General features: G+C 65.8%; 28 protein-coding genes. 20 read left to right on the forward strand and 8 right to left on the reverse strand.

The window, feature by feature from the left end:
* The first annotated feature begins 221 nt into the window (after nucleotides 1-221).
* From LCL94_RS07235 to wecC, 10 genes are all read left to right on the forward strand, one after another.
* Nucleotides 222-893 carry a nicotinate-nucleotide adenylyltransferase gene (locus LCL94_RS07235; protein ID WP_224831618.1) on the forward strand — a complete coding sequence of 224 codons (672 nt, stop codon included), beginning with the start codon at nucleotides 222-224 and terminating at the stop codon, nucleotides 891-893.
* Nucleotides 894-950: 57 nt separating this feature from the next.
* Nucleotides 951-1,367, forward strand: a complete 417-nt coding sequence (gene rsfS, locus LCL94_RS07240; protein ID WP_160608647.1) for a ribosome silencing factor — start codon at nucleotides 951-953, stop codon at nucleotides 1,365-1,367.
* A gap of 130 nt (nucleotides 1,368-1,497) precedes the next feature.
* Nucleotides 1,498-1,920 (forward strand): 23S rRNA (pseudouridine(1915)-N(3))-methyltransferase RlmH, encoded by a 423-nt coding sequence (locus LCL94_RS07245; protein WP_224832678.1) that lies wholly within the window; start codon nucleotides 1,498-1,500, stop codon nucleotides 1,918-1,920.
* 18 nt (nucleotides 1,921-1,938) lie between these two features.
* Nucleotides 1,939-3,162 (forward strand): murein hydrolase activator EnvC family protein, encoded by a 1,224-nt coding sequence (locus tag LCL94_RS07250; RefSeq protein WP_224831619.1) that lies wholly within the window; start codon nucleotides 1,939-1,941, stop codon nucleotides 3,160-3,162.
* A 103-nt stretch (nucleotides 3,163-3,265) separates the two neighbouring features.
* Nucleotides 3,266-4,606, forward strand: a complete 1,341-nt coding sequence (locus tag LCL94_RS07255) for a S41 family peptidase (protein ID WP_224831620.1) — start codon at nucleotides 3,266-3,268, stop codon at nucleotides 4,604-4,606.
* Nucleotides 4,607-4,624: 18 nt separating this feature from the next.
* Entirely contained in the window at nucleotides 4,625-5,104 is a 480-nt protein-coding gene (locus tag LCL94_RS07260) for a disulfide bond formation protein B (protein WP_224831621.1), read from the forward strand.
* Entirely contained in the window at nucleotides 5,101-5,628 is a 528-nt protein-coding gene (locus LCL94_RS07265; RefSeq protein WP_222554804.1) for a demethoxyubiquinone hydroxylase family protein, read from the forward strand. Before LCL94_RS07260 ends, LCL94_RS07265 begins: the two co-directional genes overlap by 4 nt.
* An 88-nt stretch (nucleotides 5,629-5,716) precedes the next feature.
* The gene (locus tag LCL94_RS07270; protein WP_224831622.1) at nucleotides 5,717-6,301 is read left to right on the forward strand and encodes a hypothetical protein; all 585 of its coding nucleotides are present in this window, start codon (nucleotides 5,717-5,719) and stop codon (nucleotides 6,299-6,301) included.
* A 42-nt stretch (nucleotides 6,302-6,343) separates the two neighbouring features.
* The gene (gene wecB / locus LCL94_RS07275; protein WP_224831623.1) at nucleotides 6,344-7,468 is read left to right on the forward strand and encodes a non-hydrolyzing UDP-N-acetylglucosamine 2-epimerase; all 1,125 of its coding nucleotides are present in this window, start codon (nucleotides 6,344-6,346) and stop codon (nucleotides 7,466-7,468) included.
* 73 nt (nucleotides 7,469-7,541) lie between these two features.
* Complete coding sequence (wecC, locus tag LCL94_RS07280) at nucleotides 7,542-8,807, forward strand: UDP-N-acetyl-D-mannosamine dehydrogenase (protein ID WP_224831624.1); 1,266 nt, start codon at nucleotides 7,542-7,544, stop codon at nucleotides 8,805-8,807.
* 15 nt (nucleotides 8,808-8,822) lie between these two features.
* On the opposite strand, the gene fabI is transcribed toward wecC, so the two are convergent.
* The 3 genes from fabI to LCL94_RS07295 are packed head-to-tail and all read right to left on the reverse strand — an operon-like array spanning nucleotide 8,823 to nucleotide 11,595.
* Entirely contained in the window at nucleotides 8,823-9,632 is an 810-nt protein-coding gene (gene fabI, locus LCL94_RS07285) for an enoyl-ACP reductase FabI (protein WP_224831625.1), read from the reverse strand.
* 22 nt (nucleotides 9,633-9,654) lie between these two features.
* Nucleotides 9,655-10,650, reverse strand: coding sequence for a YihY/virulence factor BrkB family protein (locus tag LCL94_RS07290; RefSeq protein WP_224831626.1), 996 nt, complete (start codon nucleotides 10,648-10,650; stop codon nucleotides 9,655-9,657).
* Between the two features lie 6 nt (nucleotides 10,651-10,656).
* Complete coding sequence (locus LCL94_RS07295; protein ID WP_224831627.1) at nucleotides 10,657-11,595, reverse strand: DnaJ C-terminal domain-containing protein; 939 nt, start codon at nucleotides 11,593-11,595, stop codon at nucleotides 10,657-10,659.
* Nucleotides 11,596-11,800: 205 nt separating this feature from the next.
* On the opposite strand from LCL94_RS07295, the gene pdxH reads away from it, so the two are divergent.
* From pdxH to LCL94_RS07310, 3 genes are read left to right on the forward strand one after another with little or no spacing between them, the layout of a single operon-like run.
* A complete protein-coding gene (pdxH, locus tag LCL94_RS07300) occupies nucleotides 11,801-12,424 on the forward strand; it encodes a pyridoxamine 5'-phosphate oxidase (RefSeq protein ID WP_224831628.1) in 624 nt (207 codons plus the stop codon).
* Nucleotides 12,421-13,356 carry a cation diffusion facilitator family transporter gene (locus tag LCL94_RS07305; protein ID WP_224831629.1) on the forward strand — a complete coding sequence of 312 codons (936 nt, stop codon included), beginning with the start codon at nucleotides 12,421-12,423 and terminating at the stop codon, nucleotides 13,354-13,356. Before pdxH ends, LCL94_RS07305 begins: the two co-directional genes overlap by 4 nt.
* Nucleotides 13,353-14,156, forward strand: a complete 804-nt coding sequence (locus tag LCL94_RS07310; protein ID WP_224831630.1) for a PhzF family phenazine biosynthesis protein — start codon at nucleotides 13,353-13,355, stop codon at nucleotides 14,154-14,156. The genes LCL94_RS07305 and LCL94_RS07310 overlap by 4 nt, the downstream gene beginning before the upstream one ends.
* Here the strand turns inward: LCL94_RS07310 and LCL94_RS07315 are convergent.
* Nucleotides 14,135-15,268 (reverse strand): serine hydrolase domain-containing protein, encoded by a 1,134-nt coding sequence (locus tag LCL94_RS07315; RefSeq protein ID WP_224831631.1) that lies wholly within the window; start codon nucleotides 15,266-15,268, stop codon nucleotides 14,135-14,137. The genes LCL94_RS07310 and LCL94_RS07315 overlap by 22 nt on opposite strands.
* Before the next feature lie 34 nt (nucleotides 15,269-15,302).
* Between LCL94_RS07315 and LCL94_RS07320 the strand changes: the two genes are divergently transcribed.
* The gene (locus LCL94_RS07320; RefSeq protein ID WP_224831632.1) at nucleotides 15,303-15,641 is read left to right on the forward strand and encodes a hypothetical protein; all 339 of its coding nucleotides are present in this window, start codon (nucleotides 15,303-15,305) and stop codon (nucleotides 15,639-15,641) included.
* Here LCL94_RS07320 and mnmA read toward each other — a convergent pair whose 3' ends face one another.
* Nucleotides 15,642-16,796, reverse strand: coding sequence for a tRNA 2-thiouridine(34) synthase MnmA (mnmA, locus tag LCL94_RS07325; protein ID WP_224831633.1), 1,155 nt, complete (start codon nucleotides 16,794-16,796; stop codon nucleotides 15,642-15,644). It lies immediately after the preceding gene.
* Nucleotides 16,797-16,901: 105 nt separating this feature from the next.
* Here mnmA and LCL94_RS07330 point away from each other — a divergent pair, with 105 nt between their 5' ends.
* From LCL94_RS07330 to LCL94_RS07355, 6 genes are all read left to right on the forward strand, one after another.
* The gene (locus LCL94_RS07330) at nucleotides 16,902-17,195 is read left to right on the forward strand and encodes a hypothetical protein (protein ID WP_224831634.1); all 294 of its coding nucleotides are present in this window, start codon (nucleotides 16,902-16,904) and stop codon (nucleotides 17,193-17,195) included.
* On the forward strand, nucleotides 17,196-17,495 hold the full coding sequence (locus LCL94_RS07335; protein ID WP_160608664.1) for a DUF1153 domain-containing protein: 300 nt from the start codon (nucleotides 17,196-17,198) through the stop codon (nucleotides 17,493-17,495).
* A gap of 139 nt (nucleotides 17,496-17,634) precedes the next feature.
* Nucleotides 17,635-17,901, forward strand: a complete 267-nt coding sequence (locus LCL94_RS07340; RefSeq protein ID WP_224831635.1) for a GlsB/YeaQ/YmgE family stress response membrane protein — start codon at nucleotides 17,635-17,637, stop codon at nucleotides 17,899-17,901.
* 214 nt (nucleotides 17,902-18,115) lie between these two features.
* Complete coding sequence (locus tag LCL94_RS07345; protein WP_224831636.1) at nucleotides 18,116-19,300, forward strand: efflux RND transporter periplasmic adaptor subunit; 1,185 nt, start codon at nucleotides 18,116-18,118, stop codon at nucleotides 19,298-19,300.
* A 13-nt stretch (nucleotides 19,301-19,313) separates the two neighbouring features.
* Complete coding sequence (locus tag LCL94_RS07350) at nucleotides 19,314-22,817, forward strand: efflux RND transporter permease subunit (protein ID WP_224831637.1); 3,504 nt, start codon at nucleotides 19,314-19,316, stop codon at nucleotides 22,815-22,817.
* A gap of 82 nt (nucleotides 22,818-22,899) precedes the next feature.
* Complete coding sequence (locus LCL94_RS07355; protein WP_224832679.1) at nucleotides 22,900-24,111, forward strand: DUF445 domain-containing protein; 1,212 nt, start codon at nucleotides 22,900-22,902, stop codon at nucleotides 24,109-24,111.
* Nucleotides 24,112-24,138: 27 nt separating this feature from the next.
* Here the strand turns inward: LCL94_RS07355 and LCL94_RS07360 are convergent, their stop codons facing one another.
* From LCL94_RS07360 to LCL94_RS07370, 3 genes are all read right to left on the reverse strand, one after another.
* A complete protein-coding gene (locus tag LCL94_RS07360) occupies nucleotides 24,139-25,023 on the reverse strand; it encodes a TonB family protein (protein WP_224831638.1) in 885 nt (294 codons plus the stop codon).
* 96 nt (nucleotides 25,024-25,119) lie between these two features.
* Nucleotides 25,120-26,049 carry an electron transfer flavoprotein subunit alpha/FixB family protein gene (locus tag LCL94_RS07365; protein WP_224831639.1) on the reverse strand — a complete coding sequence of 310 codons (930 nt, stop codon included), beginning with the start codon at nucleotides 26,047-26,049 and terminating at the stop codon, nucleotides 25,120-25,122.
* Nucleotides 26,050-26,075: 26 nt separating this feature from the next.
* Nucleotides 26,076-26,822, reverse strand: a complete 747-nt coding sequence (locus tag LCL94_RS07370; RefSeq protein ID WP_222554822.1) for an electron transfer flavoprotein subunit beta/FixA family protein — start codon at nucleotides 26,820-26,822, stop codon at nucleotides 26,076-26,078.
* Nucleotides 26,823-26,956 lie beyond the last annotated feature (134 nt).

Here is a 26,956-nt window from a genome sequence, read left to right on the forward strand (position 1 = left end):
GACCCTTGGGTGGGATCGCTAACAACAGTTCCCGGCAAAGGCGAATCCTGACCCCGCCGAATCCACGAGTCGAAGAGTAAGCGGGACGAGTCGTTTCATCTGCGCGAAATTTCCGAACTTTTCCGGGAACCATTCCCTAAGTCGTTGTTTACCATGCGCCCACCGATTCGGCCCGATTCCGTCCCAATGACAAGGGTTTATGCGCCTGCTAGGGCAGATTCATGAGCGGCTCGGGAACAGCGCGGCGAATCGGTCTGCTGGGTGGCAGTTTCAACCCGGCCCATGGCGGGCACCGGCGGATCTCGCTGTTCGCGCTCGAAGCGCTCGACCTCGACGAGGTCTGGTGGCTGGTTTCGCCGGGTAACCCCTTGAAACCCAAGGCAGGCATGGCCCCGCTCGCCGCACGGCTCGCCTCTGCGGCGCAGCAAGCCCGCCGCGCCCCGATCCGCGCCACCGCGATCGAGCGCGAGCTGGGCACGCGCTTCACGGTGGACACGCTGGGTGCGATCCAGCGGCGCTATCCAAAATTCGAATTCGTCTGGCTGATGGGGTCGGACAATCTCGCCCAGTTCCACCAGTGGCGCGACTGGCGGGGAATAGCGCGCAGGATGCCGATTGCGGTGATCGCGCGGCCCGGCTATGATGCGGATGCTGTCGCGAGCCCCGCGATGGCCTGGCTGAGGCGCTACCGCGTCCCTCTCGCCAGCTTTGCAAATGGGGGCGAATGGAGCGCACCGGCACTGGTGACATTGCGTTTCGATCCCGACCCGCGTTCGGCAACGGCCATCCGCCGCGCCGACCCCGACTGGGCATCGCACCACGCCGGTTTTTCCCCGCGAGACCAGGTGACACACCGCCTCATTCCTCACGAGGAGGAAACGACTGCGCCATGATGCGCGTTGTCCTTTCCATGGCCTCAGCCCCTGCATCTTGGAGTACAGTGCACGCCTATGACACAGGCGCATACCGACCCGGCGCGTACCGGGACCGACACGGCGAAGGTCGTCCGCATGGCTGATGCCGGCGACGCCCTGCTTTCGCTCGTGCTCAAGCAGCTCGACGACGACCAGGCCCAGGAGGTCGTGACCATCGACCTCGAGGGGAAGACCTCGATTGCCGATCATATGGTGATCGCATCGGGCCGTTCGACCCGCCAGGTGGCCTCGATGGCGCAGAAGCTGGCTGAAGAGATCAAGAAAAACGGCTTCGGCCCGGTGAAGCTCGAAGGGCTTCCGGCCGCGGACTGGGTCCTGATCGATGCCGGCGATGTCGTGGTGCATCTCTTCCGCCCCGAAGTCCGCAGCTTCTACAATCTGGAGCGCATGTGGGCCTTCGGTGACGCGCCGCCAGTAGCCGGTACGGCGTAACCGTCTTGCGCTCGCGCCTCCGCGCGAGCGTCCTCGGTGCCATTCCTCCGCTTCGCTGCGGGCACCTGCGGGCGGGCAGTCGCCCTTTGACTGCCGTGACTCCACGCAGGTGAAACCACGGGTTCGCGCTTTGCTGCTCCACGTCATCGCTCGCGGAAAGATCGCCCGCTCGCCCGAGGCGGAGCTGGTTGCGCGCTATGAGAAGCGGCTGACGTGGCCGGTGAAATTCACCGAGCTGCCCGATACGGGCGGGCGCATTCCCGATCCCCAGGCCCCGTGCAAGACCGTCCTGCTCGACGAGCGGGGCAGGGACCTTCCGTCCGAAGAACTGGCCGCGATTCTCGAACGCTGGCGCGACGACGGGATGCGCGAATGCCGTTTCGTGCTGGGCGCGGCGGACGGGCATTCGGAAGAGGAACGGCGCGAGGCGGACCTGCTGCTCGCTTTCGGCAAGGCGACCTGGCCGCACCTGCTCGCCCGCGCCATGCTGGCCGAACAACTCTACCGTGCGACGACGATCATCGCCGGACACCCCTATCATCGCAGCGGCTGATGCTGCAGGAGTGACGCCATGATCCGTGTCGCCCTCCCGCTTATGGCCGCATCGCTGGCGCTCGCTGTCGCGCTGCCCGGCATCGCCATGCCGGGAAGTGGCGACGCGGCGCGCTTCGCCGATGCCGCCGATGCGCGCGAGGCGCTGGAAGCCGCCCGCCAGCAGCAGCGCAATGCCCGCGCCCGCGCCGAGCGGCTGGAGCGCCAGTCGGTCCGCTCGGAAGCCACGGCCGACAAGGCGCAGGCCGAAGCCGCCGCGCTGGCCGCGCGCGTCCAGCAGTCCGAAGCGGCGATCACCGCCGCCGAGGCAGAGCTCGCGCTGGTGGAAGGCCAGCGGCTCGCACTCGACCGCCAGCTGGCCCGCAAGCGCGAACCGCTGATGCGCCTTACCGCGGCGCTCCAGACCATGTCGCGCCGTCCGCTGGCGCTGGCAGCCTTGCAGCCCGGTTCGCTGGAAGACGTCGTCCACACCCGCGCAGCGCTGGCGTCTGCCATGCCGGTGGTGAGGGAACGGACCCGCGCGCTGCGGAGCGATCTCGACCGGGCCCGCGCGCTTGAGAAAAGCCGCGCCGACACGCTCGGTAGCCTCCGTTCGGCGCAGGAGAGCCTGACGTCACGCCGCAAGGAACTCGTGGCGCTGGCGGAGAAGGAGCGCGTGCTGGCCCGCCGTGCCGCTGGCGGCGCATCACGCGAGGCGGAACGCGCGCTGGTCCTTTCGGAAGAAGCGCGCGATCTTGACGCGCTGGTCGGCGAGCTCGAACTGGCCGGCGCCCTGCGCGTGCGCCTCGCGGCGTTGCCCGGCCCTGTCCTGCGCCCCGAAGAGGGCAAGGCCGCCGCGCCGCAGCCTGTCGCCGTGCCCAGTCCCGATTCGACCGAAGCGCCCTCGCGCTACCTCTTGCCGGTGGCAGGCCGCGTGGTGGCAGGCTTCGGCGAGGCGAGCGTTGCCGGCTCGCGCACCTCGGGTATCGCCATCGCCCCGCGTCCGCGCGCGCAGATCGTGTCGCCGGGCGCCGGGCGCGTCGCCTTTGCCGGGCCCTACCGCGGGTTTGGTTCGATCGTGATCGTCGAGCACGGCAATTGCTGGACCAGCCTCGTCACCGGCCTCGGCAATGTGGCGGTCGAGGTGGGCCAGAACGTCACGGCCGGTTCGCCGCTGGGGCAGGCCCCGCTGCGCAGGCCCGAAATCGCGCTCGAATTGCGGCGCGAGGGAGAGCCGGTCAATCCGCTCGACCACCTGCGCTAGACCGTCGGTCGAAAACCGTGCCTTGCAGGGACACAAATCGGCTCATCTTTCATTCACGCCCCGCGCGCTATAGAATGGTCGCAGCTTGCAAGGATTTGGTTTGATGAAGATTGCCGAACTGGCCCGTTCCGCCGCCCTCGTGACCGCCGTCGCGCTCATTCCCGCGACGACCGCCGGTCTCGCGCAGGTCGATGGCAAGGCAGGCCCCGAATTCGGCAAGCTGTTCGCAGTCTACCAGCGCATCAAGGCAAGCTATGTCGAGCCGGTGTCCGACGACGTGCTGATCAACGGCGCGATCGACGGCATGCTCGCCGCGCTCGACCCGCATTCGGCCTATCTCGACGGTTCCGATCTCCAGCGGCTGGAGACGATGATCGACGGCAATTATTCCGGTCTCGGCCTGTCGGTCGTGAGCGAGGATGGTGCGGTCAAGGTCATCTCGCCCTTCCGCGGTAGCCCGGCCGACCAGATGGGTGTGAAGGCGGGCGACTACATCACCCACCTCGACGGGGAACTGATCTACGGCCTCGAACTCGACGAGGCAGTGGCGCGCATGCGCGGCAAGGCCGGCACCGCGATCAAGCTCACCATCTTCCGTCCGGGCCGCGAAGAGCCGTTCGACGTAAGCGTGACGCGCGGTGTGATCGAACTCGAACCGGTCACCTGGGAACTGGCAGACGGCCGGATCGGCCACATCATGGTCAACGAATTCTCGCGCGACGTCGGCGCCGACGTCTACGGCGCGTGGAAGGATTTGCAGAAGCAGGCCGCCGGCCGCCTCAACGGCCTCGTGCTCGACTTGCGCTCCAATCCCGGCGGCTCGCTCGACGAAGCGGTGGCGCTGTCCGACCTGTTCCTCTCGCAGGGCCAGATCGTCTCGCAGCGCGGCCGTGCCCGCGGCGAATCGATCAGCTATGACGCGGAAACCGTGTTCCGCGGCGATATCGCGGAAGGCATCCCGATCGTGGTGCTGATCGACGCAGGCTCGGCCTCGGCCAGCGAAATCGTCGCCGGCGCGCTGCAGGACCATCGCCGCGCGGTGGTCATGGGCGAACGCAGCTTCGGCAAGGGCAGCGTCCAGTCGCTGCTCCCGCTCGGCCGCGAAGCCGCGCTCAAGCTGACGACGGCGCGCTATTACACGCCCAAGGGCCATTCGGTGCAGGAAGGCGGCATCAAGCCCGACATCACGGTGCCCCAGCTGTCCGACCCCGACCTTGCCAAGCGCAACAAGTTCATCATGCGCGAAAGCGATTTGCGCGGTCACCTGATCAACGAACTCGGCCTCAAGGACGAGGATCTCGAAAGCGACAAGCGCGCCGATCCGCGTTTCCAGCAAACCGCTGCCGAGCTCGAAGAGCAGGGCATCAAGGACTTCCAGCTGCACTATGCGCTGCAGACGCTGCGTCGGACCTCGCCGAGCTCGGTTGCCGTGCGCAACAAGTAGGGCTAGCAACCGCCCGGTATGACCGACACGTCCCCGACGCAGCTGGCCCAGCGGCTGGCGCTGGCGATCCCCGCAGCCCTGCTGGCAGGCGCCTATATCTCGCAATACGGCTTCGGCCTGTTCCCGTGCGAAATGTGCTGGTGGCAGCGCTGGCCGCATTTCGCCGCGCTCGCGCTGGCGCTGGTGTCCTTTGTTGCCCCGCCGAAGAAGCTCTGGATTGCGCTGGCGGCAGGCGGCATCCTGACCTCAGGCGCCATCGGCTTCTTCCATGCCGGCGTCGAATACGGCTGGTGGGAAGGGGTGACCTCCTGCGCGGCGATCCCGCTGCCGGATTCGGGCGAAAGCGCGCTCGATGCGATCATGAATACGCCGATGGTCCGCTGCGACGAGGCAGCGTGGACGCTGCTGGGCGTTAGCCTTGCAGGTTTCAACTTCCTCTTCTCGGTACTGGGCGGGCTGTTCATCTTCCGCCTGCTGGCAAAGGAAAAGGCGGCATGAGCAAGACACCCGACCACATCGCCCGGATGATCCGCGTAGACCAGGCGGGTGAATTCGGCGCCACCCGCATCTATGCCGGCCAGCTTGCCGTGATGGGCGACCGCGGCCCGCACTCGGCGGAAATCGCCGGCATGGCCGAACAGGAAGCCGATCACCGCGCGAAATTCGATGCGTTGATGGCACGCCGCGGCGTGCGCCCGACCGCGCTCCAGCCGTTCTGGGACCGCGCCGGTTTCGCGCTCGGCGCCGTGACCGCGCTGATCGGTCCGGAAGCGGCAATGGCCTGCACGGCCGCCGTCGAGACGGAAATCGACAAGCATTATTCCGACCAGCTCGACCAGCTCGCCGAGACCAACGAGGATCCCGAACTCGCCGCGATGATCGAGGAATTCCGCGAGGACGAGCGCGAGCATCGCGATGCCGCCCTGGCAGCAGGGGCAGAGCGTGCGCCCGCCTATCCGGTGCTCTCGGGCCTCATCCGGATGGGTTGCCGCGCGGCGATCCGGATTTCGGAACGGATCTGACGCTGTGCGGGCCCGCTGGTGGCCCGCTTCATTGACTATTCACGCGAAGGCGCGCCTAATCGCGCCATCCGCATTCCACGAGGTTCCCATGTCGAAGCCCCTTTTCGCCCTTGCCGCCACCGCAGCCGCATTCGCCGCGACGCCCGTCGCCGCGCAGCAGCCGGTCGACACCGGTGACGAGCGCTACAACATGGTCGTGGTCTATGGCGACGATGCCTGCCCGCCCAGCGAAGGCGACACGATCATCGTCTGCGCACGCAAGGCGGAAGCGGAACGCTACCGCATCCCCGAGGCGCTGCGCACTTCGGGCAGCCCGGCGAACGAAAGCTGGGCCTCGCGCGTGGAAAGCCTCGAGATGGTCGGCGCGTCGGGCATCATGTCCTGCACCCCGACCGGCCCGGCAAACTTCACCGGTTGTACCGAGCAATTCATCAACCAGGCCTATGCCGAAAAGCGCGAAGGCAGCGATGTGCGCTTCTCGCAGATCATCGCCGAACAGCGCGAGGAACGCCTCTCGACCATCGACGCCGATGCCGAGCGCACCCAGCGCGATGTCGAGATGATCGAGCGCGAATACATGGAGCGCCTCGCCCGCGAACGCGGCGAGCCGCTGCCGGGCGACGAGCCTGCCCCGACCACCGAGCCGACCGTGGTTGCCGACCAGCCCGAATAAGGTCTATGGCCTGTTAACCGTTTCCGGTTACAGCGCAGCCTCATGACTGCGCGTCCCAAGATCCTCACCGTTTTCGGCACCCGTCCCGAAGCGATCAAGCTGTTCCCGCTGGTCCATGCGCTGGAAGCGGACGACCGCTTCGAAAGCCGGGTCTGCGTGTCCGCACAGCATCGCGGGATGCTCGACCAGGTGCTCTCGATTGCGGGGGTCGCGCCGGACCACGATCTCGACCTGATGACGCCGGGCCAATCGCTCGACCAACTGACGGCCCGCGCGCTGACCGGCGCCGGCAAGGTGCTGGACGAGGAACGGCCCGACTGGGTGGTGGTGCAGGGCGATACGACCACGGTGATGGCGGGCGCGCTTGCCGCCTATTACCGCCAGATCCGCGTCTGCCATGTCGAGGCCGGCCTGCGCAGCGGCAATATCTACCATCCCTGGCCTGAAGAGGTGAACCGCCGAGTGGTGGGCACCTTCGCCGCGCTCCACTGCGCGCCGACCGAAACCAGCGCTGCGGCTTTGCTGAAGGAAAATGTCGATCCCGCCACCGTCCATGTGACCGGCAATACGGTGATCGATGCGCTCAAATGGGTGACGCGGCGGATCGAGGAACAGCCTGCGCTCGCCTCGGGCCTTGCGGGCCTGGAGGCACGCTTTGCGGGCAAGCGGATCATCGGCATGACCAGCCACCGTCGCGAGAATTTCGGCGACGGGATGCAGAATATCGCCGATGCGGTTAAGCGTATTGCCGCTCGTGATGACGTTGCGGTTATTTTTCCGGTCCATCTGAACCCGAACGTGCGCGCCGTGATGAACGAGCAGCTGGCCGGTCTCGACAATGTCGCGCTGATCGAGCCGCTCGACTATCCGCACTTCGCGCGCCTGCTCGACATCAGCACGCTGATGCTGACCGACAGCGGCGGCGTGCAGGAAGAAGCGCCCGCGCTGGGCAAGCCGGTGCTCGTCATGCGCGAGACAACCGAACGGCCCGAAGGCGTCGAGGCCGGCACCGCCAAGCTGGTCGGCACCGATGCCGATGCCATCGTGCGCGAGACCACCCGATTGCTCGACGATGCGGAGGCCTACGCCGCGATGGCGCGCGCGCACAATCCGTTCGGTGACGGGCAATCCGCGCAGCGCATCTGCGACCTGCTCGCCTCATCCTGATTCACCATTACTGGTAAATTTACCTTCGCGCGCTAGGAATGCGGGCGAACTTCTGACGGGACTTTTTCAAGACATGCGTGGCGACATCAAACCCGACGTCTGTGTCATCGGCCTCGGTTACATCGGCCTGCCCACGGCGGCGATCATCGCGCGTGCGGGTTGCCGCGTGCACGGCGTCGATGTGACGCAGACCGTGGTCGACACGATCAACCGCGGCGAAATCCATATCGAGGAAGTCGATCTGGACGGCCTCGTGCAGGCGGTGGTCCAGCGCGGCCTGCTCAAGGCCTCGACCGAGATTGCGCCCGCCGATGTCTTCGTGATCGCGGTGCCGACGCCGTTCGCCAAGGACGGCAACCACACGCCCGACACGTCCTACGTGATGGCCGCGGCGGAGAACGTCGCCTCGGTGCTCAAGAAGGGCGACGTGGTGATCCTCGAATCGACCTCGCCTGTCGGCACGACCGAGGCGATGCGCGATGCGATCGCGGTCAAGCGGCCCGACCTGGCCATGCCCGGCATGACCGACGGCCAGCCCGACATCAGCCTCGCCTATTGTCCCGAGCGCGTGCTGCCGGGCAAGATCCTCGAGGAACTGACGCATAACGACCGCTCGATCGGCGGGATCACCCCGCGCTGTGCGCGCAAGGCGCTCGCCTTCTACAAGCGCTTCGTGAAGGGCGAATGCGTCACCACCGATGCCCGTAGCGCGGAAATGACCAAGCTGGTCGAAAACAGCTTCCGCGACGTGAACATCGCCTTCGCCAACGAATTGTCGATGATCGCCGACAAGCAGGGCCTCGACGTGTGGGAGGTGATCCGCCTCGCCAACCGGCACCCGCGCGTGAACATCCTCACGCCCGGCCCCGGCGTGGGTGGTCACTGCATCGCGGTCGACCCCTGGTTCATCGTCCATGGCGCGCCCGAGGAGGCAAAGATCATCCGCCAGGCGCGCGAGACCAATGACGCCAAGATGCACCACGTGCTCGCCCGTGCAAAATCACTGGTGGAGGGCAATCCGGGCGCGAAAGTCGCCTGCCTCGGACTCGCCTTCAAGGCGAACATCGACGACTTCCGCGAAAGTCCGGCGCGCTATGTCGCAGCCAGCATCGCCCGCGAATATGGCGAGCGCGTGCAGGTAGTCGAACCCTATGCGGGCGAACTGCCGAAAGAATTCGACGGTACCGGCGCCGAGCTGGTCGATATCGACACCGCGCTGGAAGAGAGCGATGTGATCATCGTCCTCGTCGATCACGACGTCTTCAAGGTCATCCCGCCCGAAGAGCGCGAGAACAAGGCCGTCTACGACACGCGCGGTATCTGGCCGGACGCCGCCTAGGCCCCGGCCGGGACATCACGCCTTGTCGAGCGCGATGTCGGGTGCGTCTTCCTGCTTCATGCCGACGACGTGATAGCCCGCATCGACATGGTGCGTCTCGCCGGTCACGCCCGATGAGAGGTCGGACAGGAAGTATAGGCCCGACCCGCCCACGTCCTCGATCGTGACATTGCGGCGCAGGGGCGAATTGTATTCGTTCCACTTCAGGATGTAGCGGAAATCGCCGATGCCGCTGGCTGCCAGCGTCTTGATCGGACCTGCGCTGATCGCGTTCACGCGAATGTTCTGCGGGCCGAGATCGTTGGCGAGGTACTGCACGCTCGTTTCCAGCGCGGCCTTGGCGACACCCATCACGTTGTAGTGCGGGATGACCTTTTCCGCGCCGTAATAGGTCAGCGTCAGGATGCTGCCGCCATCAGGCATCATCTCTTTCGCTCGCTTCGCCACCGCGACCAGCGAATAGGCGGAGATGTTCATCGTCATCAGGAAGTTGTCGAGGCTGGTGTCGACATACTGCCCGCGCAGCTCGCTCTTGTCGGAGAAGCCGATCGCGTGGACGACGAAATCGATCGTCTCCCAGCGTTCCTTCAGCGTGTCGAAGGCGCGGTCGAGCGCGTCCATGTCCGACACATCGCATTCGAACACGAAATCGCTGCCCAGCTGTTCGGCCAGCGGGCCGACGCGCTTCTTCAGCGCTTCGCCCTGGTAGGAGAAGGCCATTTCCGCGCCTTCCTCGTGCAGCTTCTTGGCAATGCCCCAGGCCAGCGACTTGTCGTTGGCGAGCCCCATGATGAGCCCCCGCTTGCCTGCCATCAGTCCGCCCATCAGTGCATTCCTTCCTTCAGCGTCATTGCGTGTCAGAGACCGCGTCTTCCGTAACGTCCGGCGCCTCGCCCGCCCCCTCTTCTTCCGGGGTTTCGGCCAGCGCCGCGTTGAGTTCCGCGCCGATAACCACACCGAGGCCGACAAGCCAGAAAAAGAACAGCGCGATCATGATCCCGGCAAGGCTGCCGTAAGTGAGGTTATAAGTGAAGAAGCTGCGCAGCACGACCGGCAGCCAGGTGGTGACGAGGATCCACCACAGTGTCGTGAACAACACGCCCGGCCATTTGGGATAGCGCCTGTGGCGATAGCGCGAGGGCGTGAGCGAATAGAACAGCATGTAGAGCGAGCCGAACAGGCCGAGCGCTGGCAGGATGCGCGAGAGCTGCAAATCCACCATGCGGTTCATCAGCTGCGGGAAATAGGCCTCGATCACCTGCTGCGCGGCGCCGATGACGACCTGCGCCAGCAGCGAGAGCATCAGCAGCATCACCGCTGCAAGGATCACGCCGCTGGAAAAGATGCGGTATTTCCAGAAGGCCTTGGTCATGCGCGTACCGTAGGCGCGGCGCAGGATGTCGCGGATCGTCTCGACCAGGCTGCCCACCGTCCACAATCCGACGGCCGCACCTGCCCAGAGCAGCCAGCCGCTGCGCGCCTCGATCACGTCGCGTGCGACCGGCTCGATGACATTGCCGACCACGGGCGGCAGGGCGACCAGCACGGCGTTGATGGTGGCGGCGCGTTCCGCCTCTTCCCCGAATAGCGAGAACAGCGCCGAGCCGAGGATGAAGAAAGGGAAAATCGAGAGCATCGCCAGATAGGCGAGGTTGCCGGCATGGATGAAGCCGTCGTTGAACGTGCCGACGACCGTGCGCTTCACCACTTCGAAGGCGCGCGTCCCCGGACCGACCCTGCGGGCGACTTCCCCGCGCAGCGTCTGGGCTTCCCGCCGCCGCGCCTCGGGAGAGAGCGAGTGGATCTCGCGCTCTTCGGGCTGGGGAAGCGTCGGATGTCTCAAGCGGCCTTACACCCCGAGTTTGCTGCGTGGGTCGCTTTCGTCCTTCCACCCGTCGAGCCGCTTGGCAAGCTCCTCCATGTCGGCAGGCAGCTGGATTTCCAGCGTGACGAGCTGGTCGCCGCGCGTTCCGTCCTTCTTGGTGAAGCCCTTGCCCTTGAGGCGCAGCACCGTGCCGCCGCTGGTCCCGGGCTTGATCGTCATCATCACCGGGCCATCAACCGTGGGCACGCGCACCTTGCCGCCGCCGACCGCCTCGTCGAGCGTGATCGGCAGGTCGAAGCGCACGTCGAAGCCTTCGCGGCGGTAGAGCTTGTGGCTGTCGATGCGGATGGTGACGAGCCCGTCGCCCGCGCCGCCCGGACCCTGTTCGCCCTTGCCCTTGAGGCGCATCTGGGTGCCGTCTTCCAGCCCCTTTGGCAGCTTCAGGTCGATCGTCTTGCCGTCGGCCAGCGTGATGCGCTGGTCGCGCAGCGAAGCCGCGTCAGTGAAGGGCACGCGCAGCGTATAGGCGATGTCGGCGCCCTTGCGCGGCGGCGGGGGCCGCCGCCCGCCGAAGGGATCGGCGCGTCCGCGCGCGCCGGCGCGGCCACCGCCGAACAGCCCGTCGAAAATATCGCCGAGATCGACGCCGTCATTGCCGAAGCCCTGGAAATCCTCTGCCCGGAACCCGCGCTGTCCGCCGCCCGGATGGCCGCCGAAGCCGCTGCCGAAGGGATTGGTCGGATTGCCGTCCGCATCGATCTCCCCGCGGTCGAAACGGGCGCGCTTGTCCTTGTCGGACAGGAGGTCATAGGCATTGGTGACTTCCGAGAACCGCTCGGCAGCCTTGGGGTTGTCCTTGTTACGGTCAGGGTGCAGCTCCTTGGCGAGCTTGCGATAGGCGCTCTTGATGTCCTGTTCGGACGCGGAGCGGGTGACGCCAAGGATGGAGTATGGATCGGCCATTGCGTGTTAGCTAGGTGCAACACTCGCGCCGCGCAAGCGGCGAGGCTTTCCTACGCGCGGCACTGGGGTTAGGGAGCAGGTCATGCATGGTCCCAACCCCTTCGCGATGCACGAAGTTCCGCCATTTTGCGGGCGAAATGCCGGGGCGGGGCTTTTTGTGCCAGGACCGTGTTCCATCTGTTCCAAGCTGTAGGATTGCCGCCCGATGAGTGAAGCGACCAGCGCCATCCCCGTAACCGACCCCTTCGCCCTGTTCGAGGAGTGGTTCGGCGAGGCCAAGGCGAGCGAGCCGAACGATCCCAACGCCATGGCGCTGGCCACGGCGAATGCGGACGGCATGCCATCGGTGCGCATGGTGCTGCTGAAGGGCCACGGCAGCCAGTGGGGCAAAGGCGGCGGCTTCGTGTTCTACACCAATGCCGAAAGCCGCAAGGGCGAGGAAATCCGCGCCAACATGCGCGCCTCGCTGCTGTTCCACTGGAAGAGCCTGCGCCGCCAGATCCGCATCGAGGGACCGCTGACCGAAGTGACCAGCGAGCAGGCCGATGCCTATTTCCATTCGCGCCCGCGCGTTTCGCAGATCGGTTCGGCCGCCAGCGACCAGTCGCGCCCGCTGGCAGACCGGCAGGTCTATCTCGACCGCGTGGCCGCGCTGGAGGAACGCTATCCCGAAGGCGACATCCCGCGCCCGCCGCACTGGACCGGCTTCCTGCTGACCCCGCTGGCCATCGAGTTCTGGCGCGACCGCGAGTTCCGCCTCCACGACCGCCGCCGCTTCACCCGCGCATCGGCAAGCGAGGCGTGGTCGAACACGCTGCTCTACCCGTGAGCGAGGACCGCGCCCGTCTTGCCCGCTCGGCGGCGCTGGCCTCGATCAGCGTGGCCGTGGTGCTGGTCGCGCTCAAGACCTGGGCGAGCTGGAAGACCGGCTCGACCGCCATGCTCGGCAGCCTGGCCGATTCGGCACTCGACCTCATCGCCAGCTTCGCCACGCTGACCGGCGTGTGGATCGCGTCGCAGCCTGCCGACGAGGACCACCGGTTCGGTCACGGCAAGGCAGAGGCGCTCGCCGCCATATTCCAGGTCATGCTGATCGCGCTGTCGGCCTTCGGCATTGCGATCCGCGCCATCATGCAGTTCGCCGGCGGGCAGGGGACCGAGGCCGCGGCCGAGGGTATCGGCGTGTCGCTGGTCGCCATTGCGCTGACCTTCGCGCTGCTCGGCTGGCAGCGCTACGTCATGCGCCGCACGCGCAGCCTCGCGATCCAGACCGACCATTTGCACTACAAGTCCGACCTGTTCCTGAACCTCGCCGTCATCGCGGCGCTGGCGCTAGACCAGATGGCCGGGTTGAAGGGTGCGGACCCCGCCTTCGGCCTCGCCATTGCCGCATGGCTCGGCTGGGGCGCCTTCACTGCCGCGCGTGCCGCGGTGGACGATCTGATGGACCGCGAATGGCCGGAAGAGAAACGCCTCGCCTTCGTGGAAGCCGCGGCACGGCATCCCGAGCTGTCCAAGCTCCACGATCTGCGCACGCGCACCAGCGGGCACCGCGACTTCGTCCAGTTCCACGTCGACCTGCCGGGCGACATGACAGTGGAGGAAGCGCACGACATCATCGAGCGGGTGGAAGCGGATCTGTGCCGCCAGTTCCCCGAAATGGAACTGCTCATCCACATCGATCCCGAAGGCCATGTCGACGAGCCGGGCAACCCGCTGGCCGAGGAAAACGAGTTCAAGCGGCTGGAGACCGGCAAGTGACCACCATCCCTTACTGGCATGTCGACGCCTTTGCCGATGCACCCTTTCGCGGCAACCAGGCTGCGGTCATGCCGCTGGACCAGTGGCTGCCCGACGATGTGCTGCAGGCTATCGGCGAAGAGAACGCCTTTGCCGAAACCGCCTTCATCATCCCCGATGCGAGCGGGGCAGCAGATTACGAGCTGCGCTGGTTCACTCCGACGGAAGAGGTCCGCCTGTGCGGCCATGCAACCCTCGCCAGCGGCCATGTCGTGCTGTCGCAAAGCGGCGGCGAGCGGGTGACCTTCCGTACGCGCCATGCCGGTATCCTCGAAGTGCGCCGCGCCGGTAATGGCTACGAGCTTGCCTTGCCGCTCATCCGCACCGAGCCCGGTGAATGGGCGGAGGCGGTAGACTTTCTGGGCGCCGAGCCTGCCGAAGTCTGGCTCAGCCCCGACCGCTACGGCGTCTACCGCTTCGAAACCGAAGAGGCGGTGCGCGCGCTCGATCCCGACATGCGCGGGCTTCGCGCGCTGGGGAACGACCAGTTCATCTGCACGGCGCGCGGGCGCGATACCGATATCGTTAGCCGGGTCTTCGTGCCGGGCGGCGGAGTGGACGAGGACAGCTTCACCGGCTCGGCCCATGCGGCGCTGACCTATTACTGGAGCGAGCAACTGGGCCGCGACAGCTTCACCGCCTTCCAGGCCTCGCAGCGCGGGGGCCATGCGACCTGCCGGCGCGAGGGCGAACAGGCTTGGCTCGGCGGAACCTGTGTAACGGTGGTGAAGGGCGAGTTCTACCTGCCTTCGGCGGGGTAGAGTTCGATTACGTCGGCCAGCTGCTGCAGCATGGCCTTGCGCTCTTCGGCATTGGAGTGGCCGAGGCGCACCACGGTCAGCCCCTGTGCGGGCGACACGAAGACGTACTGGCCCATGTGCCCGATCATGGAGAAGGCGCTGTGCGGCGCGCGGTCGGGGAACAGCGGGTGCTCCGGCTCGCCATTGGGGCGGTTGAGCCAGGTCTGGAGGCCGTAATGCGGGCTCTTGGGGCTGGGCTTGACCATCTCGGCGACCCAGCTGCGCGGCAGGAGCTGTTCGCCCCGATGCGAGCCCTTGAGGCGCATCAGCTCGCCCAGCTTGGCCCAGTCGCGGGCCGTCGCGTGCATCAGGCTGCCGCCGATCAGAGTGCCCGAGCGGTCGAATTCGAGAGTCATGGAATCCATGCCCAGCTGGTCGAACAGGCGGGCATGGAGATAGTCGCTCACCGCCCGGCGGCGCGCTTCGGGATCGCTGCTTTCGGTCAGCGTGCGCGCGGCGATGTCGGCGAGGATGACCGTGGTGTTGGAGGAATACTCGAACTTCGCCCCCGGCTCCGCCTCGGGCGGCTGGGCGGTGGCATAATCCGCCATGTCGTCGCGCCCGTCGAGGAAGAGCATGCGCACCTCGCCGCTCTCGTAGGGCGGGTCGCCGGCCTCGGTATGCTCCAGCCCGCTGCGCATCTGTAGGAGGTGGCGCAGGGTGATGTCGGCGCGCGGGTCGCCGCTGCGCTGCCAGCGCGGGACCGGAGCAGGCGCATCGAGGCGCAGCAGGCCGTCGCCGACCAGCTGGCCGATCATCATGGCGGTGACCGTCTTGGCCATCGACCAGCTCACGAACCGCGTGTCGGCATCGTAGTCCTCGCCATAGCGTTCGGCCGCGATCTTGCCGTTCTTCATGACGATCAGCGCACGCGTTTCGCCAAGGCCTTCCATGGTGAAGAGGTCGTCCACCTCCCGCGCCAGCGCCTTCGCCGGGGCGCCGGCGTTCTCGGTCACGGAGGCCACCGCTTCCTCGCTCAGCGGCGGTTCCTCGGCAGGACCGGGCGAACCGCATGCGGCAAGGCTTGTGGCGGCAAGGGTAAGGACGATAAGGGGGCGCGACCGCAAATTCATGGGTCTGCACTCGCACGGGGAAACCGCTGTCGCAATGGCGAATAAACGCACTCTCACGTCCAGCCGCTGGCTGTGGCTCTTTGTCCTCGTCCTCGCGCTTGGCGGGGCCGCTTGGTTCGCCTGGGGCGAGGGCCTGCGACGCACTTCGGAGGCAGGCACGGCCTATGGCGCGCATGTCGCCTGTTCGTGCCGCTACGTCTCGGGGCGCAGCCTGTCGGACTGCTCCAAGGACAAGCTGGAAGGCATGGAACTGGTCATGCTGAGCGAGGATCCCGCCGAAAAGAGCGTGACCGCGAGCATTCCGCTGATCGCCTCGGACACCGCCACATACCGCGAAGGCTATGGCTGCGTGCTGAAGGAATGGGAGGGCTGATCAGCCCGCGAAGCCGGTCGTCCCGTCGATCCAGCCGCCGCCGACCACGCGTTCGCCGGCATAGATGACCGCCGCCTGCCCGGGGGCGACGCCGTATTCGGGATGGGCGAAACGGATGGTCGTCGCCGCCCCGCCGCCAAGCGGGCCTTCGAGCGTGACCGGTACGGGCTTGGCCAGGCTGCGCACCTTGGCCGTCAGCCCGGCGTCGGGCAGCGGGCCGATCCGGTTGGTCTCGATCAGGCGGGCAGCCGACACGGCCAGCATGGGGCGGGGGCCGACCAGCACCTGCGCCTTGTCCGCGTCGATCCCGACCACGTAGAGCGGTTCCGGCTGGCCGCCGATCTCGAGCCCGCGGCGCTGGCCGACGGTGTAGTGGATCACGCCCTGGTGGCGGCCAAGCACTTCGCCGCTCTGCGCATGGACGATGTCGCCCGCTCGCCCGCCTTCGGGCCGCAGCTTCTTCACGATCTTAGCATAATCGCCATCGGGCACGAAGCAGATGTCCTGGCTGTCGGGCTTGGCCGCATTGCGCAGACCCGCCGCCTCGGCCAGGTCGCGCACTTCGGCCTTGGGCAGCCCGCCGAGCGGGAAGCGCAGGTAGTCGAGCTGCTCCTCGGTCGTCGCGTAGAGGAAGTAGGACTGGTCGCGCGCGGGATCGAGCGCGCGGTGCAGTTCCACCCCGGCAGGGCCCTCGACGCGGCGCACATAGTGGCCGGTGGCGAGGCAGTCGGCACCCAGCTCGCGCGCCATGGCGAACAGGTCTGTGAACTTGGGTCCCATGTTGCAGCGGATGCAGGGGACGGGGGTGCGGCCGGCGAGGTATTCGTCGGCAAAGGCTTCGACCACGTCTTCGCGGAAGGCGCTCTCATGGTCGTAGACGTAATGCGCGATGCCCAGCCGGTCGGCGACGGCGCGCGCATCGGCGATATCATCGCCCGCGCAGCAGGCGCCCTTGCGCCCGGTAGCCGCACCGTAATCGTAAAGCTGCAGCGTAATGCCGATCACTTCGGCACCGCTTTTGGCGGCCAGCGCGGCGACCACGGAGGAATCCACCCCGCCCGACATCGCGACAACGATGCGGCATTCGCTTGCCGGGCGCGGCAGGTCGAACAGGCCGGCGGCAGAGGCCGGTTCGAGGAGGCGGGATTCGGGCATGGCGCGCCCCATACACGGCTTGGGGGCTTGCCTCCACCATTTACCGATTTGTGCCGCAGGCGATGCTTCACGGGTTCTTTACCATGAGGGCTTATCCACAGAGGCATGTTTGAGGGGCACATCAATCGTCAGGCTTTCGTCGACGGACGTGAAAGCGAGGTTTTGCAGCGGTTTCGCTGGACCGAGCTGGTTGCGCGGCTGGAAGCGACTCGCGAACTGCGCGCGGAACTCGCCCGGTCTTCGGCCGGCGGGTTCGAGGCTTTCGGGGAAGCACGCCGCGAAACCTGCGACAAAGGTAAATGCGTCGGTAACCATACTGATTTAGCGCATGGCAAAGGCGAGCCGCTAAACGGGGCAGATGCCGCAGATGGTGCGGCGCATGGCGACGAAGAGAATTAGATGATCGAGAACCAGGACATCCGCCCTGCACAGGTAATCGGCCCGCTCGGCGAGCCGCTGACCCTCAAGGACTTGCCGTCGCCCTCGACGAAGCGCTGGGTCGTGCGTCGCAAGGCCGAGGTCGTGGCAGCCGTCAACGGCGGGCTGCTGACGATCGACGAGGTCCTCGAACGTTACGGCCTCACGCTGGAAGAGTTCGCTTCGTGGCAGCGCGCGGTCGACCGTTCGGGCATGCAGGGCCTTCGTGTCACGCGCATCCAGCACTACCGCGACCTGTACGAACGCCAGTTCAAGTACTGAGCCCTAGCCCGCGCCTGCGGGAACCAATCGAGAATCCAGCCGCTTGCTATCTAACCCCGGGGCAGTAGTATCCCGGGTGTTCTCCGTCACTTTGCCTCTGTTTCAGGGGAGGACGACGGCAAAAGCAGGAGGATTATCAATGGGTTGGATTATTGCACTTATCGTTGGCGGTATCGCTGGCTGGCTCGCGAGCCTGGTCATGAACCGTGACGCATCAATGGGCATCTTCTGGAACATCGTCGTCGGTTGTATCGGCTCGGTGATCGGCAATCTCATCGCCGGACCGCTGCTCGGCATTTCCGGCAGCGTCCAGGAATTCTCGCTGACCGGCCTCATCATCGCCATCGTCGGCGCTGTGGTGCTGCTGGGCATTGCGAACCTCGTGCAGCGCGGCCGCGTCCGCTAAACGAGAAGACGATACGAAATGCGAAGGGGCGGCGGGGCAACCTGCCGCCCTTTTTGTCTGGCGCATTCGTCAGGCGAGATAGCCCCTTCATAGAGAGCGCCATTGCCCTCTCTTACAGGCAGTTCTAGGGCCGACATGCGCAGTCTTGCGGATTGTGCTTTACTCGACTAATACAGTGGTCGAGAACAGGGCTGCGACCATTCGGGGCAAAACGATGAATTACGAGGCAGGCATCCAATCCGAGATCGACGACACGTCGAGCGTAGAATTCGACGAAGGAGGTAGCGTGTCGCGCCTTGCACGAAACAAGAAGCCCCTGATTATCGGCGCGATTATCCTTCTCGCGGCCGCAATCGGCGCATACCTCATGCTTTCCTCGGCGCCTGCCGATCCGAACGCCGGCCAGGCGCAGGCCCCTGCCGTCAGCGTCGTCGCGCCCGGTCGCATGACCATCGCAGGTGAAATCACTGCCACCGGCACGCTCGCTGCCCGCCGCGAAATGCCCGTGGGCGTCGTGGGAGAAGGTGGCCGCGTCGTCTCCGTCCCGGTCGAGCAGGGCAGCTGGGTGCAGGCCGGGCAGGTGCTCGCCGTGATCGACCGTTCGGTCCAGACGCAGCAGGCGCAGAGTGCCGCTGCCCAGATTCAGGTAGCACAGGCCGATGCCAATCTCGCGCAGGCCAATCTCGACCGCGCGCTCCAGCTGGTCGAGCGCGGTTTCGTTTCCAAGGCCGATGTCGACCGCCTGACGGCGACCCGCGATGCAGCCGTTGCTCGCGTGCGTGTGGCGCAGGCCTCGCTTCGCGAACTGCAGGCCCGCAATGCGCGCCTCAACATCGTCGCGCCTGCCGCCGGTCTCGTGCTCGAACGCAATGTCGAACCCGGCCAGACAGTCAGCGGCGGTTCGCAGCCGCTGTTCCGCATCGCCAAGGGCGGCGAGATGGAAATGCTGGCCCGTCTCGGCGAAATCGAGCTGTCGCGCATCACGGCTGGCGAAAGCGCCGAAGTGACGCCGGTCGGTTCGGAAAAGAGCTTCACCGGCCAGATCTGGCAGGTCGCCCCGACCATCAACGCGCAGGACCGCCAGGGCACGGCGCGCATCGCGCTGCCCTATGCCCCTGAACTGCGCCCGGGCGGCTTCGCCACGGCGCTGATCAAGAGCGGCACGATCGTCGCCCCGATCCTGCCCGAAAGCGCGATCATGTCGGACGACAGCGAAAGCTACGTCTTCATCGTCGGTGACGACAACAGGGTTGCCCGCCGCCCGATCAAGCTGGGCAATGTCACGTCCAACGGCATCGTCATTCGCGAAGGCCTGACCGGACAGGAACGGGTCGTGCTGCGCGCCGGCGGCTTCCTCAACGAAGGCGAGACGGTGAAGCCGGTCGTCGAGAAGAAGTGACGGGAGCCGGCAGGTGAATTTCCGCAACATCTCCGCATGGTCGATCCGTAACCCGATCATTCCGATTATCCTGTTCATCGGGCTGATGCTGGCCGGCATCATGAGCTTTTCGGACATGGAGGTGCAGCAGCAGCCCGATATCGAATTCCCCGGCGTGACCGTGGGCATTTCGCAGCCCGGCGCCGCTCCGACGGAAATCGAGAACCAGATCACCCAGCGCGTGGAATCCGCCGTGCGCGGCGTGGAAGGGGTGAAGAACCTCAACTCCACTGCCAGCGAAGGCTTCTCCTCGACCTTCATCGAATTCGAGATCGGCCACGACATCGGCCAGGCCGTGAACGAGGTCGAAACCGCCATCGGCCAGATCCGCGGCGAACTGCCGGACGGCATTCTCGAACCGCGCGTCCAGCGCGTGCAGACCTCGTCCGAACCGATCGGCTATTTCGCCATCAGCGCGCCCGACATGACGCTCGAGCAGCTCAGCTGGTTCGTCGACGATACGGTCGCCAAGCGCCTGCTCGGCATCGAGGGCATGGCCGAAGTGAGCCGCGGCGGCGGAGTGGAGCGCGAGATCCTCGTAATCCTCGATCCTGCCCGCATGCAGTCGCTCGGCGTCACCGCCAGCCAGGTCAACGGCGCGCTGCGGCAGAACAATCTCAACGCTGCCGGTGGCCAGGCGGAAATCGCCGGATCGCGCCAGTCGGTCCGTGTGCTCGGCAATGCCGATACCGCATATGCGCTCTCGCAGGTCCAGGTCGCCATCGGCGGCGGCCGCACGGTCAAGCTCTCCGATGTCGCCGAAGTGCGCGACAGTTTCGGCGAGGTCCGCTCGCTCGGCAAGATCGACGGTCGCCAGGTCGTGACCTTCAGCCTCACCCGCGCTCGCGGCGCATCGGACGTCAGCGTCTACGACAATGCGGTCGAAGAGCTGGAGAAGATCAAGGAAGAGAACCCGGGCATCGAATTCACCCGCCTGTTCACTTCGGTCGACTATACCAAGGCGCAGTACGACAGCTCCATCGCGGCGATGATCGAAGGCGCGATCCTGGCGGTCGTCGTGGTGTTCTTCTTCCTGCGCGACTGGCGCGCGACCTTCATTTCCGCGCTGGCCATCCCGCTTTCGGCCATCCCAACCTTCTGGGTCATGGATCTGCTCGGTTTTACCCTGAACCAGCTCTCGCTCCTCGCGCTCGGCCTCGTGGCCGGCGTGCTGGTCGACGATGCGATCGTGGAAATCGAGAACATCGTCAGACACATGCGAATGGGCAAGACGGCCTACCAGGCCTCGATCGACGCAGCCGACGAAATCGGCCTGCCGGTGGTCGCCACCACTGCCTCGATCGTTGCGGTCTTCCTGCCGGTCGGCCTGATGCCGGGCGTGTCGGGCCAGTTCTTCAAGAACTTCGGCCTCACTGTCGTCGCATCGGTGACCATGTCGCTGCTCGTCGCGCGCATGATCACGCCGATGGTTGCGGCCTACTTCCTCAAGGCCAAGGGCCATGCCTCGCACGGCGAAGGCCCGATGATGGACAGGTACGAGCGGCTGCTGCGCTGGACGCTCGACCGCAGCGGCGCCGACCGCGCGCGTGCCGGCATCCAGCCGGCCCGCTTCCACTGGTACTATGCATTCGGCGGCCTCGTGATGTTCGGCATCATCGCCATAGCCTGGCTCGGAGGTCTTTTCGGCACGGTCATGGGGCTGAATTCTGTAATCGGCGGGATGACCGATATTGGCTTCTGGAAGGGCCATCTCACGATGCTGCCCGACTGGATGTCGCAGGCGATCGGCTTCTTCATCGCCTTCCCGACCATGCTGCTGTTCCTCGGGCTGGGTTTCTTCGTCGGCTTCCTCGCCGCAAAGTTCGTCGCCTGGGTGATGGGACTGGCCTCGCGCCTGTTCGGCGGTGAGTATCGCCAGTGGTTCGGCATGAGGCTCGATCGCTTCGCGGCGCGCATGCGCGACCACCGCGTATGGATGCTGGGCGTCGGCTTTGCCGCGCTTATCCTCACCGGCCTCGTCGGCGCAGCGCTTCCGGGCCAGTTCTTCCCCGATTCCGATGGCGACTTCAGCCGCGTGCGCATCGAGATGGTGCCGGGCACCACGCTCGAACAGACCGAGCGCGTGGCCGACCGCGTCGCGAGCATCGTGGGAGAGGATCCCGACGTGGAGGCCGCGCTCCAGCGCGTGAACGAGGGCAATGCCCGCCTCTTCATCACGCTGAAGGACGACCGCAAGAAGACCCAGCAGGAATTCGAGCGGAACCTGACGCCTGTCTTCCAGGACATCCCCGATGCCCGCGTGACCTTCCAGTCCAACCAGGGCGGCGGCGGCACAGGCCGACCGATCTCGGTGATGCTGTCGGGTAGCGATCCCAAGACGCTGGATGCGACCGCGGCGACGCTGGTCGAGCAGATGAAGGGCGTGAAGGGCCTTGTCGCCCCGCGCATCGAGGCGGACATGCGTCGCCCCGAAATCCTCATCAAGCCGCGTCTCGACCTTGCCGCGCAGCTCGGTGTGACCACGGCCGCGCTCAGCCAGACTATCCGTATCGCCACGCTCGGCGATATCGACCAGAACGCCGCCAAGTTCTCGCTGTCCGACCGCCAGGTGCCGATCCGCGTGCGCCTGCCCGAGGAATCGCGCCAGGACATCGCGACGATCCAGAACCTGCCCGTGCCGACCTCGATCGGCGGCTCGGTGCCGCTGAGCCGTGTTGCCGAAATCAGCTTCGGTTCGGGTCCGACCTCGATCCAGCGCTACAATCAGAACCGCCGCATCTTCGTGGGCGCCGACCTCGAGCCGGACATGGCGAAGGGCGATGCGATGCAGGCCATCAATGCCCTGCCAATCATGCAAGACCTCCCTTCGGGCGTGTCCAATGCGCCGTTTGGCGAGGACGAGTGGCAGCAGGAAATGATGGTCAATTTCCAGATAGCCCTGTTGTCCGGCATGCTGCTGGTCTTCGCCGTGCTGGTGCTGCTTTACCACCGCTTCGTGTCGCCGCTGGTCAACATGACCTCGCTGCTGCTCGCGCCGCTTGGCGGCCTGCTCCTGATCTGGGCGATCGGGCAGCCGCTCTCCATGCCGGTCTTCATTGGCATCCTGATGCTGTTCGGCATCGTCGCGAAGAACTCGATCCTCTTGATCGACTTCGCGGTCGAGGAAATGGAACGCGGGGTCGAGAAGTTCGAGGCCATCGTCGATGCCGGCCGCAAGCGCGCACAGCCGATCGTCATGACCACGGTCGCTATGACTGCCGGCATGGTGCCTACCGCGCTCAGTCTTGCCGGCGACGGTGCGTGGCGCGCGCCGATGGGCTGGGTCGTGATCGGCGGCCTGATCCTTTCGACGCTGCTGACCCTGCTGATCGTGCCGGCCGGCTTCAGCCTTGCCGACGGCTTCGAAAAGCGCCTTGGTCCGTGGCTGCGCCAGCGGTTCCTGACCTACAAGCCGGGTGACGAGCACAAGCCCTTGCAGCCCCTTGGCGGGGAAGCCGGGATCGATCCGGCCGAGTGATCGTCGCCTGATCATGGCGGGACTTTCCACCAGAACGACCGGCGCGGGAGTGGCTCCACTCCCGCCCGACCGCGCGCGGTCCATGCGCCGCGCCGCAACCGGCATGCTGGTGCTGATGGCCGCGATCTTCATCGCTTCGAGCCGCTATCTCGATGTGCATCCGGCATGGGGTTACATCCACGCCTTCGCCGAGGCCGCCATGGTCGGCGGCCTTGCCGACTGGTTTGCCGTGACGGCGCTATTCCGCCGCCCGCTCGGATTGCCGATCCCGCACACCGCGATCATTCCAGAGAACAAGGACCGCATCGCCGATACGATGGCGGACTTCCTGCGCAGCAATTTCCTCACCCCCCAGGTCGTCGCGCGACGCATGGGGTCGATGAACCTTGCAGGCGCGGTCGGCAGCTATCTCGCCGATCCCAAGGCAGCTCAGGACACGCGCATTAGGGCAGGTGCAGGCGAACTCGCGGTCGAAGTCCTCGAATCGCTCGATCCCGACAGGCTGGGCACGCAGGTCCGCAGCGGCATCGCAGCGCAGCTGGAAAAGCTCGAGATCGCGCCACTGCTCGGCGGCATGCTGGACGCGATGATTGCCGACGGGCGGCACAAGCCGCTGATCGACAAGATCATCCGCTGGGCGGGGCTGGTGCTGGAGGACAACGAGGCGCTGGTACGCGACATGGTCCACCGCCGTGCCAATGCCGTGCTGCGCTTTACCGGGCTCGACGAACGGCTCGCAAACTCCGTCATCGACGGTCTCTACAAGCTGCTCGCCGAGGTGCTGGTCGATCCGCAGCACCCGCTGCGCGACAAGATCGAGGAAGGCCTGCAGGAACTCGCCAAGGGCCTGCGCGAAGATCCCGAGATGCAGGAACGGGTCGAGCGTATGAAGCGCGAGCTGCTGCACAACCCGGCCATTGCCGATTGGTGGCAAGGGGTATGGGAGCGCATTCGGGCCCGCCTGATCCGCTCGATCCGCGATTCGGGCGGGACGGGTCCCGGTTATCTCGGCGAGACGCTGGCAGAGCTTGGCGCGGCCCTGCGCGATGACGAACGACTACAGATGCAGGTCAACCGCTTTGCCCGCCGCACTGCCGTCGGCATCGCCACGCGCTATGGCGACCAGATCGTGCAACTGGTATCGGAAACGGTGCGCCGCTGGGATGCAACCACGCTGACCGACCGGGTGGAAGGCGCAGTCGGCCGCGATCTCCAGTTCATCCGCATCAACGGCACGCTGGTCGGCGGCCTCGTTGGCGTGACCCTTCACGCGATTAGCGAGGCGATCGCCTGATCGACGCTGGCCGCCGGCCAACCTCGCTTACGATCCGCTCACGAACAGGACCGTGCTCGCCCAATAGCTGGCGACGGGTTCGCCCGCCGCATTGCGTGCAGGGGTGAACCGGCCCTTGCGGGTGAATTCCTTGCAGACGGTTTCGGGAAAAGCCGGGTCCGAATAGGAGGACTGGATCGTACAGTTGGTAATCTGCCCTGCCTCGTCGATGCCGAGCCTGAAGCGTACGGCGCCCGACAAATCCTTGCGCAATGCCTCGCTCGGATAGTCGTAGGTGTTGAACCATTGCGTGATGCGCCCGACCGGTTCGGGTCCGTCGACGATCGTGGCGATGGTTTCGGGATCGTAACCCCAGCTCTTCACCAGGCTCTCCAGGCAGTCGTCCATGGCCTTGAATCCTGCGGCCAGGCGTCCGGTTTCGAGCTTTACCTTTTTCGAGCTGCCGAGCTTCATGGTGAAACTGTCGGCTGCGGCTGCCGCATCATCTTCCGCCGCACGGTAGGCGACCGTATCTGCCTCCGCGTCCTCGAGCGCTTTCTGCGTGTCAGGTGGCAGGATGCTGCCCGACCACTGCCACACCCTCTCGCCGTTCTCCAGATCACCGAACAGCGGCCGCTCGACTTCGACCTCGTTTCCTTCGCCGAAGCTGTAGTGCAGCGACCTGACGCGCTTGTCGTAGAGGAGCTTGCCCGACGCGATGATCTCTATGTTTGGCCCGGGGGCATATTTGGCCATTACGAGGAGGACCTGGTTCTCGCCTTCGCCGAACTTGCGTCCCAGGCGGCAGGCCTCCTTGCTGTAGTCGAGATTCCAGCTGCTTGCAGGCTGGAGGGCCACCGGCTCTGCCGCGGAAAGCGGAGCAGCTGCAAGTTGCAGTCCGGCAAGGACAAATAATGGCGTAACGAATTTCATGGATGCGACCCCTCCTGCAAACGCTGGTGGGTGTACCATAAGAAAAGGGCGGCAATTCGCAATGGAATTGCCGCCCTTTTTTCGTTCGCGTTCTTGTCAGAGCTTCTGGGTCAGCTCGGGCACGATCTTGAACAGGTCGCCGACGAGACCGATGTCCGCGACCTGGAAGATCGGGGCGTCCTCGTCCTTGTTGATCGCGATGATGGTCTTGGAATCCTTCATCCCGGCGAGGTGCTGGATCGCACCCGAAATGCCGATGGCGATGTAGACTTCCGGTGCCACGATCTTGCCGGTCTGGCCGACCTGGTAGTCGTTGGGAACATAGCCCGCATCGACCGCGGCGCGCGAGGCACCGATGCCTGCGCCGAGCTTGTCGGCGAGCGGAGTGATGAATTCCTCGAAGGTCGCCGCGTCCTTCAGCGCGCGGCCACCCGAGACGATAACCTTGGCGCTGGTGAGCTCGGGACGATCGCTTTCGGCGATTTCGGCCGACACAAAGCTCGACAGGCCGGCATCGCCGGGGCCTGCAACGTCTTCGATCGTGGCCGAGCCGCCTTCGGCAGCGGCCTTTTCGAAGGCGGTGCCGCGCACGGTTACGACCAGTTTGGGATCCGAGGATTCGACCGTTGCAATGGCGTTGCCGGCGTAGATCGGGCGGGTGAAGGTCTTGGGGCCTTCGACCGACAGGATGTCCGACACCTGCATCACGTCGAGCAGGGCAGCGACGCGCGGGGCGACGTTCTTGCCGGTGGTCGTGGCAGGAGCGACGAAGGCGTCGTGATGGCCCATGAGGTCGGCCACGAGCGGGGCGACGTTTTCGGCCAGCGCGTGTTCGTAGGCAGCGTTGTCGGCGAGGTGGACCTTGCCCACGCCGGCGACCTTGGCGGCCTGCTCGGCGACCGCGCGGCAGCCCGAGCCTGCAACCAGCAGGTGCACTTCACCCAGCTTGCCGGCAGCGGTGACGGCGGCCAGCGTTGCGTCCTTCATCTCGGCATTGTCGTGTTCGACCCAGACGAGAGTTTTCATAAGTCTATTCCTTTCCTGTCCGGGGTTCAGGCGATGCCGAGGGCTTTGATCTTGGCGACCAGCGCATCGACGTCCTCGACCTTTTCGCCTGCCTGGCGAACCGGCGGTTCGGAGACATTTGTGGTCTTGAGGCGCGGCGCGGTGTCGACGCCGTAATCTCCCGGGGTCTTGGTATCGAGCGGCTTCTTCTTGGCCTTCATGATGTTCGGCAGCGAAGCATAGCGCGGCTCGTTGAGGCGCAGGTCGGTGGTGACGATCGCGGGAAGCGACAGCTTCACGGTCTCGAGACCGCCGTCGACTTCGCGCTTCACGGTGACGCTATCGCCTTCGACTGCGACCGTGTTGGCGAAGGTGCCCTGCGGACGGCCCATCAGGGCGGCGAGCATCTGGCCGGTCTGGTTCGAATCGTCGTCGATCGCCTGCTTGCCGAGCATCACGATGCCGGGCTGTTCTTCCTCGGCGATGGCCTTGAGGATCTTGGCGACGGCGAGAGGTTCGACTTCGTCGTCGGTTTCGACGAGGATCGCGCGGTCCGCACCCATGGCGAGCGCGGTGCGCAGCGTTTCCTGTGCCTTGGCCGGGCCGACGGACACGGCGATGATTTCTTCCGCCTTGCCCGCTTCCTTGATGCGGATAGCCTCTTCGACGGCGATTTCGTCGAAGGGGTTCATGCTCATCTTCACGTTGGCGAGGTCGACGCCCGACCCGTCCGCCTTCACGCGCGGCTTCACATTGTAGTCGATCACCCGCTTGACGGGCACGAGGATTTTCATGGGTATTCCTTCCTCTGGATGTGTCTGGCGCCCACCTACCTTGCGTTTACGTAAACGTCAAGCTGTGACGGGGTCAGTCCTTGCTTAGACAAGACAGGCGGAGAGCGAGTGTTCCCCGCGCCTTAAACTTGAAG

The sequence above is a fragment of the Qipengyuania gaetbuli genome (genome assembly GCF_020171365.1).
Classification (GTDB): Bacteria; Pseudomonadota; Alphaproteobacteria; order Sphingomonadales; family Sphingomonadaceae; genus Qipengyuania; species Qipengyuania gaetbuli_B.

Bases quoted from the DNA above. Each gene is read 5' to 3' on its own strand.
- LCL94_RS07250 (WP_224831619.1), top strand. From the start codon at position 1,939: ATGATCCGTGTCGCCCTCCCGCTTATGGCCGCATCGCTGGCGCTCGCT.
- LCL94_RS07345 (WP_224831636.1), top strand. From the start codon at position 18,116: ATGAATTACGAGGCAGGCATCCAATCCGAGATCGACGACACGTCGAGC.
- LCL94_RS07255 (WP_224831620.1), top strand. From the start codon at position 3,266: ATGAAGATTGCCGAACTGGCCCGTTCCGCCGCCCTCGTGACCGCCGTC.
- LCL94_RS07370 (WP_222554822.1), bottom strand. From the start codon at position 26,822: ATGAAAATCCTCGTGCCCGTCAAGCGGGTGATCGACTACAATGTGAAG.
- LCL94_RS07355 (WP_224832679.1), top strand. From the start codon at position 22,900: ATGCGCCGCGCCGCAACCGGCATGCTGGTGCTGATGGCCGCGATCTTC.
- LCL94_RS07270 (WP_224831622.1), top strand. From the start codon at position 5,717: ATGTCGAAGCCCCTTTTCGCCCTTGCCGCCACCGCAGCCGCATTCGCC.
- rsfS (WP_160608647.1), top strand. From the start codon at position 951: ATGACACAGGCGCATACCGACCCGGCGCGTACCGGGACCGACACGGCG.
- fabI (WP_224831625.1), bottom strand. From the start codon at position 9,632: ATGGGCGGACTGATGGCAGGCAAGCGGGGGCTCATCATGGGGCTCGCC.
- LCL94_RS07335 (WP_160608664.1), top strand. From the start codon at position 17,196: ATGATCGAGAACCAGGACATCCGCCCTGCACAGGTAATCGGCCCGCTC.
- LCL94_RS07265 (WP_222554804.1), top strand. From the start codon at position 5,101: ATGAGCAAGACACCCGACCACATCGCCCGGATGATCCGCGTAGACCAG.
- LCL94_RS07365 (WP_224831639.1), bottom strand. From the start codon at position 26,049: ATGAAAACTCTCGTCTGGGTCGAACACGACAATGCCGAGATGAAGGAC.
- LCL94_RS07340 (WP_224831635.1), top strand. From the start codon at position 17,635: ATGGGTTGGATTATTGCACTTATCGTTGGCGGTATCGCTGGCTGGCTC.
- LCL94_RS07260 (WP_224831621.1), top strand. From the start codon at position 4,625: ATGACCGACACGTCCCCGACGCAGCTGGCCCAGCGGCTGGCGCTGGCG.
- LCL94_RS07330 (WP_224831634.1), top strand. From the start codon at position 16,902: ATGTTTGAGGGGCACATCAATCGTCAGGCTTTCGTCGACGGACGTGAA.
- LCL94_RS07320 (WP_224831632.1), top strand. From the start codon at position 15,303: ATGGCGAATAAACGCACTCTCACGTCCAGCCGCTGGCTGTGGCTCTTT.
- wecB (WP_224831623.1), top strand. From the start codon at position 6,344: ATGACTGCGCGTCCCAAGATCCTCACCGTTTTCGGCACCCGTCCCGAA.
- pdxH (WP_224831628.1), top strand. From the start codon at position 11,801: ATGAGTGAAGCGACCAGCGCCATCCCCGTAACCGACCCCTTCGCCCTG.
- wecC (WP_224831624.1), top strand. From the start codon at position 7,542: ATGCGTGGCGACATCAAACCCGACGTCTGTGTCATCGGCCTCGGTTAC.
- LCL94_RS07295 (WP_224831627.1), bottom strand. From the start codon at position 11,595: ATGGCCGATCCATACTCCATCCTTGGCGTCACCCGCTCCGCGTCCGAA.
- LCL94_RS07315 (WP_224831631.1), bottom strand. From the start codon at position 15,268: ATGAATTTGCGGTCGCGCCCCCTTATCGTCCTTACCCTTGCCGCCACA.
- LCL94_RS07360 (WP_224831638.1), bottom strand. From the start codon at position 25,023: ATGAAATTCGTTACGCCATTATTTGTCCTTGCCGGACTGCAACTTGCA.
- mnmA (WP_224831633.1), bottom strand. From the start codon at position 16,796: ATGCCCGAATCCCGCCTCCTCGAACCGGCCTCTGCCGCCGGCCTGTTC.
- LCL94_RS07235 (WP_224831618.1), top strand. From the start codon at position 222: ATGAGCGGCTCGGGAACAGCGCGGCGAATCGGTCTGCTGGGTGGCAGT.